This window comes from Microcystis sp. M31BS1, assembly GCF_020245285.1.
GTDB lineage: Bacteria > Cyanobacteriota > Cyanobacteriia > Cyanobacteriales > Microcystaceae > Microcystis > Microcystis panniformis.
Genome location: NZ_JADBVE010000068.1, coordinates 1 through 7,984, shown reverse-complemented (window position 1 = coordinate 7,984; position 7,984 = coordinate 1). Strand labels below are relative to the sequence as shown.

The 7,984-nt window shown below is 42.2% G+C and carries 7 protein-coding genes; 6 read left to right on the top strand and 1 reads right to left on the bottom strand.

From position 1 onward, the window contains the following. The first annotated feature begins 674 nt into the window (after window positions 1-674). Genes IM509_RS03740 through IM509_RS03730 form a run of 3 tightly spaced genes read left to right on the top strand, consistent with a single transcriptional unit; the run spans window position 675 to window position 2,633 of the window. On the top strand, window positions 675-896 hold the full coding sequence (locus tag IM509_RS03740) for a hypothetical protein (RefSeq protein ID WP_052276732.1): 222 nt from the start codon (window positions 675-677) through the stop codon (window positions 894-896). A 2-nt stretch (window positions 897-898) separates the two neighbouring features. Further along, on the top strand, window positions 899-1,336 hold the full coding sequence (locus IM509_RS03735) for a PIN domain-containing protein (RefSeq protein ID WP_128575209.1): 438 nt from the start codon (window positions 899-901) through the stop codon (window positions 1,334-1,336). 43 nt (window positions 1,337-1,379) lie between these two features. Further along, a complete protein-coding gene (locus tag IM509_RS03730; RefSeq protein ID WP_185236956.1) occupies window positions 1,380-2,633 on the top strand; it encodes a DNA cytosine methyltransferase in 1,254 nt (417 codons plus the stop codon). 646 nt (window positions 2,634-3,279) lie between these two features. On the opposite strand, the gene IM509_RS03725 is transcribed toward IM509_RS03730, so the two are convergent. Next, window positions 3,280-3,744, bottom strand: coding sequence for a hypothetical protein (locus tag IM509_RS03725; protein ID WP_185236957.1), 465 nt, complete (start codon window positions 3,742-3,744; stop codon window positions 3,280-3,282). 184 nt (window positions 3,745-3,928) lie between these two features. Between IM509_RS03725 and IM509_RS03720 the strand changes: the two genes are divergently transcribed. The 3 genes from IM509_RS03720 (at window position 3,929) to IM509_RS03710 (ending at window position 7,571) form a co-directional block, all read left to right on the top strand. Further along, on the top strand, window positions 3,929-5,398 hold the full coding sequence (locus tag IM509_RS03720) for a TldD/PmbA family protein (protein WP_052276730.1): 1,470 nt from the start codon (window positions 3,929-3,931) through the stop codon (window positions 5,396-5,398). A gap of 2 nt (window positions 5,399-5,400) precedes the next feature. Next, on the top strand, window positions 5,401-5,976 hold the full coding sequence (locus tag IM509_RS03715) for a DUF456 domain-containing protein (protein WP_052276729.1): 576 nt from the start codon (window positions 5,401-5,403) through the stop codon (window positions 5,974-5,976). A 251-nt stretch (window positions 5,977-6,227) separates the two neighbouring features. Beyond that, window positions 6,228-7,571 carry a TldD/PmbA family protein gene (locus IM509_RS03710; protein WP_052276728.1) on the top strand — a complete coding sequence of 448 codons (1,344 nt, stop codon included), beginning with the start codon at window positions 6,228-6,230 and terminating at the stop codon, window positions 7,569-7,571. Window positions 7,572-7,984 lie beyond the last annotated feature (413 nt).

The window sequence follows — 7,984 nt, the reverse complement described above, 5'->3', positions numbered from 1 at the left end:
TATGGTTCGATAGGGGGGCATAAATCGACTAAATCCTTATCTGGCAAGAGACTTAATTGATTAGTTCGCTCTAGATAAAAAACAATTGACAAAAATCGCTAAATGCCTTTCTATATAAGGGTTCCATCCCTTATAACCCCCCTCCATTGCATAACACAAACCGAAGAGCCGGAACAATCAAAAAATTAAATTGGCTCAAGGCCACTTTACCTTAATCTTGCGACTGATTAAAGGTAAAGAATTGAGGACGCATTACCGCCTCTCCACCCAGCCCTAGAGATGGAAACATCTAGATTATGTCAGGGAACAACTTATGGAACAGGCAAGAGTGGAGAGAACCTTGTATATTCTATTAGATACGAATGCCGCCATTATACAGCAAAGAATAGCCAAAAAGTAGTTAGCAAAATAAATCTTAACATTGCCTGAGTTCGGGTTAAGCAGATTATCGCCGCCCATGAAAATATTCTGATTTACGAATTTGCCTTATTTCTGAACTTCCCCCCTATAAATATAGTAGCTATGCCTAAAAGTCTTACAGAGCTTGAGCTAAAGCAATGTAAAACCAATAAACTACTCTAGATACAGTCAACGGTACAGCCATACTTACCACTTCCCACTGACAGAAGAGGGCTATAATTAATCTTAATAGACAGTCGATCGAGAGCAACAATATGTTAAATGCAGTGGAATTTAAAGCCAAAATCAAACAAGGTATCATCGAAATTCCCGAAGAATACCAACAGGACTTGAAGGAAGACAGCGAAGTTCAAGTTATTGTGATCAAACAAAATAAAAAAGTATCAACCACTGGAATCATTGCCCAATTAACTCAAAATCCCGTTGCTGTTAAAGGTATTCGTAAATTAAATCGGGAAGAAATTCATCAGCTATAATTATGACCAATTCTCTTTATTTTTGTGATTCTAATATCTGGCTATACCGTCTTTTAATAGACCCAGAGTGTAACGATGCTGCAGAAAGGCGAAAACGCAATCTAGCGGCCGCTTTAACTAGCAGGGAAAATATCTTAATCAGTACGCAAATTATTAATGAAGTTTGCGCTGTTTTATCCAAAAAAGCTAAAATAAGTGAAGTTCAAATTAGACAAATTATTCAAGAATTTTACGATGGATGTCTTGTTATTCAACTTGATCGCAATATTATTTTAAGAGCCTCTGAACTCCGCACTCAATACAGTTTTTCTTTTTGGGATAGTTTAATTGTAGCTAGTGCCTTAGCAACCGATGCTAGTCTTCTTTACTCTGAAGATATGCAGGATGGGTTAATAATATCCAATCAACTAACTTTAATTAATCCCTTTCGATCGAGTTGATCATCAGTATGATATTATTAAATTACTCATTAAATCAATAGTGATGAATAGGCAACAAAAGCGAGTTTTATCCCTATTTTCTGGCTGCGGGGGAATGGACTTAGGATTAGAGGGAGGTTTTTGGGTACACCAAGACTGTGTTAATGAAAATATTCATCGAGATTGGATAGTAGAAAGACGGGAACCATGGCTAAAACTACCGCGCACTACTTTTGAAACTGTCTTTGCTAATGATATAACTAAAGCTGCCCATAATGCTTGGATTCCCTACTTTGAAAAAAGGGGTAAAAAGAATGTATTTCACTTGGGTAGTATTGTAGATTTAGTCAAACAAGCAGAAAAAGGAGAGTTTCAGTTTCCCAGTAATATCGATGTAGTAACGGGAGGTTTTCCCTGTCAAGATTTTAGTGTTTCAGGAAAAAGAAAGGGGTTTAATTCTCACAAAAGTCAAACGGGGAAACTACTAGACGAGAGTGAAGATAGTTTTCAGGATAATCGGGGGAAACTCTATTATTGGATGAAGAGAGTTATTGAATTAACCTTACCCAAAGTTTTTATTGCTGAAAATGTCAAAGGTTTAATCTCTTTGGCTAATGTTAAAGATATAATTGAAGATGATTTTAGTGCCATTGGTAAAGATGGATATATAGTTATCCCTAAACTTCTCTTTGCTCCCGATTACGGAATTCCCCAAACCAGGGAAAGAATTATCTTTATCGGTTTAAATAAAACCTATTTAAAAGCGACAGCGATAGCACATCTAGAAAATAATGATATTTTTCCGCATCCAACCCATAAAGTTAAAACTTACAGTACAGTGGGTCAGATATTATCAGGTTTAGCAGAACCAGAAGATGAGTTATTTGACCTCTCACAAAAAAGCTATTCAAAAGCCAAACATTATGGCAAAACTCAGGGACAAATCGAGGTTAATTTACAGGGTTTAAGTCCGACTATTCGCTCGGAACATCACGGTAATATTGAATTTAGGAGATTATCTTTAGAATTAGGGGGAAAGATAGTTAATGAGTTAGAAGCAGGGTTAAAAATGAGACGTTTAACTGTGCGGGAATGTGCGAGAATACAGACTTTTCCCGATGATTTTCAATTTGTGCGTCCACAAAACAAGGGAGATGAAAAATATTCACTTTCGGCTACGGATGGTTACAAATTAATTGGTAATGCTGTCCCACCTTTGCTTGCCTACCATATTGCTAGACACCTAGAACATCAATGGGATTATTTGTATGAAAATACCTATTCAGTCAGCAAAAATTTATGTGTAGCATTGCCTTAATAATTGGGTGCATCTCATTTTTATAAATCTACTAAGTTGGGGTTTTTAAAGGGAACCTCTCTTTGAAAATTGGGCGTTACTTTCGATTTTAAGTAGTCGTGCAAAATTAATTTCCTAGTGAAGATAGGCAAGAGGCAAGGGGCAAGAGGCAAGAGGTGGTTAGATATGTGTAATTAATTTTGCTTAGGTACTTATGACTCAATCCAAGCTTGTGGGGGTTCTACCCCCCAAACCCCGGAGCGCATTTGCTTTTCGGTGAGATGCTTACACGCAGTTGTTAATATACTTGTACCAATTTAAGATTCACCAATAATTGCTGATTGTCGCTATTTCTGCAAATGTGAGATGCAACCTTAATAATTTCTGCTAATAATGTTTCTATACTTGCCATAGTTTACTAATCCTAAATTGAGAAAACAAATTATAATCTTTTTAGATGAACGTAGGTTGGGTTGAAGTATGAAACCCAACGCCCGCATGGGTTACGCTACCGCTAACCCATCCTACAAATAATTGTGCCTCCCTACTTAATTGGGCATCGACTCCTCAAAATCCCAACTTTACACTTCACCCTTAAGATAACTACTATAACCTGAGTTCGGGTTAGGGAAAACTGCCAAATTTCCCTAATCCGAACTAACCTTGATTACAAAACCTTATGGGTGTGAGAATGTTGTTTGACGTTATCCTCCGTCCGCACCACATGAACAGCATTCAAGATGCGTTTTTTCTCTAGGGAAAAGTTTAAATCGTCTTTTTGGCTGCCCAAGGGGATTAACCCTTGCAGGTGGGGTTGATTTTTATAGGTGCGAGTGGCCGCAATCGCCCTTTCGACAAAATTCTCGCATAATTGGGCATTATCGAGGAAATTACTGGGTATTTGAGGATTATCGTCCTGAAAAACCTCTCCCAAAGCCATGGCGCGGGCAAATTCGTAGGAAGTGGGAATCCCTTTGACAATTGCCTCTAGAGCTGCCGAGGGAATCGGTTCTAACACCGCCACTTTTTCTAATTCTCCCTCCTGTTTGAGAAAACAAATCGCTAAACCGAATACACAATAATCATCTTTTGTCAAGTCAGAAATGTTTAAGAATTGTGTCGCTGTGGCCATTATTTTTATCCTGAGTCGCTCTTTCTTTAATCTTGCGGGTGATCAGCGATCGAATCAAGGTTTTTATTAAGAGATATGAAGGAGAAAAATTTAGCAGGGTTGGGCCGCGCTAACGCACCCCCAGACGGAAAAAACTGATAGCTGTTAGACTAGAAACCAGCAGATTAACTGATAAACGAGCTTTATGTCACCCACTCTACTCATCTCCAAAGAACTCCCCACCCTGAAATATAATCCTAGTCTGGAGCGCTTTGATAGCTCTTGGGCGGCCCCTTTGTCCACTCTTCTGGGACTGGGACGGGCTGCCGGGGCAACTTTTATCGAATTTTTCCTCGAAAGAGTCAACTATATCAGTTGTTTAGCCGAAGATGACAGCATCACCAGTCTCTCACCGAAACTATCTACAGGGGCAGGAATCCGCCTTTTTCGCGGTAAAGCTGATTGTTATGTCAGTACCAACGATTTAAGCTTCCAAGGCTTAAAAAATGCCCTAGAAAAAGGTTTATCGATTCTGGGTTTAAACCTACCCAGTCCTAACGCATATATTCCCGAAATCAATCTGGAAATGTTCCGGGATTATGCCACGGTCAAAAATAAAGATATTTGGCTGAATAATTGCAGTTCTTTGCGAGAAATGGGTGATATTCTCCTAACTGCTAACGTTCAACTCAATCAGAAAGCCTCTCACGTCCAATCTCGTCGCGCCGCTTATTTTCGCGATTGGCAAGAAATTTTAGTTGCCGCTAGTGATGGCACTTTTGCCCGGGATATTCGCCTCACCCAATCGGTGGGCTATAATCTCCTCTGTGCCGATGGGACTAATCGTTCTAGCATTGGTAAACGGGTGGGTAGTACCAGTAATCCCGATTTTCTGCGGACTTGGAATGCCGAGGAATCGGCGGCAGAAGTGGCCGAATCGGCGGGTAAAATGCTTTACGCTGACTATGTAGAATCCGGCAGTTATCCCATCGTCATGGCCAATGAATTTGGCGGCGTTATCTTCCACGAAGCTTGTGGCCATTTGCTAGAAACTACGCAAATCGAACAAAAAACCACGCCCTTTCTCGATAAAAAAGGCGAAAAAATCGCCCACGAAAACCTGACAGCTTGGGACGAAGGATTATCCGATAAAGCTTTCGGTACTATCGATATGGACGATGAGGGAATGCCGGCCCAGCGTACTCTCCTAATTGAAAATGGTATCCTAAAAAACTTCATTGCCGATCGCACCGGTTCAATTAAAACCGGCCATCCGCGCACAGGTAGCGGTCGCCGTCAAAACTACACCTATGCGGCCGCTAGTCGGATGCGGAATACCTACATCGCACCTGGGGAATATACCCTCGATAATCTCTTTAATTCCATCGATAAAGGCATTTATTGCAAAAAAATGGGCGGTGGTAGTGTGGGGGCGACCGGGGAATTTAATTTCGCTGTCGAGGAAGCTTATCTTATCGAAAACGGCAATCTGACTAAACCCCTAAAAGGCGCGACTTTAATCGGTTCAGCTAAGGAGATTATGAATAAAATCTCTATGTGTTCCCAAGATTTAGGTCTAGCGGCCGGTTTTTGCGGTTCCGTCAGTGGTAGCGTTTATGTCACCGTTGGTCAACCCCATTTAAAAGTCGATTCTATTACCGTTGGCGGTCGTTAATCATGGCTTTAGTAATTCTCTACTATTTCCTCATCGCCATCATGATAGTGGGGATAATTGGCGAACTGCTGCCCGCTATCCCCGGCATGAGTTTGATTTTAATCGCCATGCTGGTGTGGGGTTTTGTGACCAAATTCGCGGGGATGGGGGTCGCTTTAACCGTGGCCTTTGTTATCCTTCTCCTCAGTCTGGGGGTGGAATTCCTCGCTAGTTATCTCGGTGCGCAAAAAGTTGGGGCGAGCAATTGGAGTCAAATCGGGTTAGTAGTGGGTTTATTAGCGGGAATATTCGGACTTTTACCCGCTTTACCCATTGGCGGCCCAATTATCGGCCTATTTATCGGTCCTGTGGTCGGGGCTTTTGTCGGAGAATACGCCTATCGTCGCGATTTGGAATTAACCCCCCGTTTGCAACAATCCCTAAAAGTCTGTGTCGGTATCGTCGTCGGCACGGTTATCGGTCACGTTGCCAAAGCTATGCTGGCCACGGCCGCCGTTATCGTCTTTATTGTCACCACTTGGCCCAATCTCTCTTCAGTTATCAGTTATCAGTTATCAGTTATCAGTTATCAGATTTGAGTTTTCAGAACGTAGGTTGGGTTGAAGCATGAAACCCAACGCCCGCTCATGTTACGCTACCGCTAACCCATCCTACAAATAATTGTGCCTCCCTACTTATCTAGCTTACGGCTGACCGCTATCAGTTATCAGTTATCAGATTTGAGTTTTCAGTGGACACTGTTAAGTGGCAAGTTCTGAGCTTTCTTTTCACTGATTACTGATTACTGTTTACTGATAACTGAAAAATCCTCCAACACCAAAAAAAATCTATGCCAAAAGTTGAAGATATCGCCCAAATCGCTAATTCTAGCGCCCAAGCTTTAGGAATTGCTAAATACGACATCTATGGTTCCTCGGTCGATGAAACCGATGTGGATGTGTTTCAAGGGGAACCCAAACAGGTACAAGCTTCCAATCGTTCCAGCGTTATCGTTCGCGTCTGGAATCGGGATAATCAAGTCGGTGTCACCTCGACCACCGATGTGGACCCGGTGGGACTGCAATTAGCCCTGAAAACCGCCCAAGAAGCCAGCTTTTTTGGTGTTAAGGAAAATGTCCCCGATTTTAGTCCTGCCGCCACCGCACCTACCACAGAAGTGGCCAGCGAAATGTCTAATCAAGCAGCTGTATCCACTCTCGTCGATAAGTTATTAGCCGCCGAAAAATCCCTACTAGCGGCCCATCCGGCTATTGCCAGTGTTCCCTATAACGGTTTGGGACAACAGCAGGTCAGACGTTTTTATCTCAATAGCGACGGGGCAATGCGTCAGGAAGCGCGTAGTTATGCCAGTGTGTATTTATACACCAAAACCGAACAGGAAGGCAAAAAACCCCGCAGCGCTGGTGCTTTTCGGGTTAGTCCGGGCCTGGAAAAATTAGATATCGATGGTTGCATCGAGGAAGCGATTACCAAAACTGTTAGCCATCTGGACTATCAACCGATTACCACGGGTAAATATTTAGTGGTTTTTGCCCCCCGGGCCTTTTTGAGTCTAATGGGAGCATTTTCTAATCTGTTTAATGCCCAAAATGTCCTTGATAAACAGAGTCTTTCTACTCCTGAATCTTTGGGAACACAAATCGCTGCTACTGCCTTAAATTTGTGTGATGATGCCCTCCATCCAGCTAATGTTGCCGCAGAAACTTTTGATAGTGAAGGCACTCCCACCCGTCGTGTGGAATTAATTAAAGAGGGGATTTTGAGTAATTTTCTCCATAGCACGATTACCGCTAAACGGATGAATACAGAACCGACTGGCAACGGTAACATTGGGTCAAAAGTAACGGTTAGTCCCCATTTTTATCACGTTTTTGCTAGTGCTAATCAACCAAAGATATATTCTTTGGAAACAGCAGAAAATGTGGTTTTAATTGATAGTTTACAGGCACTTCATGCGGGAGTTAATTCTCTACAAGGTTCCTTCTCTTTGCCCTTTGACGGTTGGTTAGTGAACAAAAATGAGCGCGTTAGCATCGATTCCGCTACCGTAGCTGGAGATATTTTAACACTGCTGAAATCGATTGTTTATCTGGAACCGGAAGCAGTTATTACTCCCAGTGGTGTTTGTCCCTACGTTTGGGTAGAGGGTTTATCAATCACGGGAGAAGCTTAACACTATATCGGACCAAAAATAGGGGGTATTAACAAGGGTAATACCCCCGCAAGATGGATGCTAATTTTATAGTCGTGGGTAAGGAGTGGCAAGTGCCGGGGTTCCAGAGAGGAAGTTTGAACATTATTAAGTAGTCGTGCAAAATTAATTTCCTAGTCGAGACTCCGAGACAGGAGACGGGAGACGGGATACAGCTATTAGGGATCGGATTTGAGTTTTCAGTTCACTGTTTCCTCACACCAGAAGTCTGACGGAGTAGTGGCTTAGATGTGTAATTAGGGTTTGCTGAATAAGTACGGGCGAAGCATTCGGATAGAAAATCTACCTTTTCACCGATAGGTTATTGTCCGAATGCTTCGCCCCTACAGGACGCGGGCCGATGAAGACGCAAGGTTTTGAACGACGATTCTCTC

What these genes read in the sequence shown, in the direction of transcription:
- IM509_RS03740 (WP_052276732.1), top strand. Translation starts at nt 675, where the DNA reads ATGTTAAATGCAGTGGAATTTAAAGCCAAAATCAAACAAGGTATCATC.
- IM509_RS03735 (WP_128575209.1), top strand. Translation starts at nt 899, where the DNA reads ATGACCAATTCTCTTTATTTTTGTGATTCTAATATCTGGCTATACCGT.
- IM509_RS03730 (WP_185236956.1), top strand. Translation starts at nt 1,380, where the DNA reads ATGAATAGGCAACAAAAGCGAGTTTTATCCCTATTTTCTGGCTGCGGG.
- IM509_RS03725 (WP_185236957.1), bottom strand. Translation starts at nt 3,744, where the DNA reads ATGGCCACAGCGACACAATTCTTAAACATTTCTGACTTGACAAAAGAT.
- IM509_RS03720 (WP_052276730.1), top strand. Translation starts at nt 3,929, where the DNA reads ATGTCACCCACTCTACTCATCTCCAAAGAACTCCCCACCCTGAAATAT.
- IM509_RS03715 (WP_052276729.1), top strand. Translation starts at nt 5,401, where the DNA reads ATGGCTTTAGTAATTCTCTACTATTTCCTCATCGCCATCATGATAGTG.
- IM509_RS03710 (WP_052276728.1), top strand. Translation starts at nt 6,228, where the DNA reads ATGCCAAAAGTTGAAGATATCGCCCAAATCGCTAATTCTAGCGCCCAA.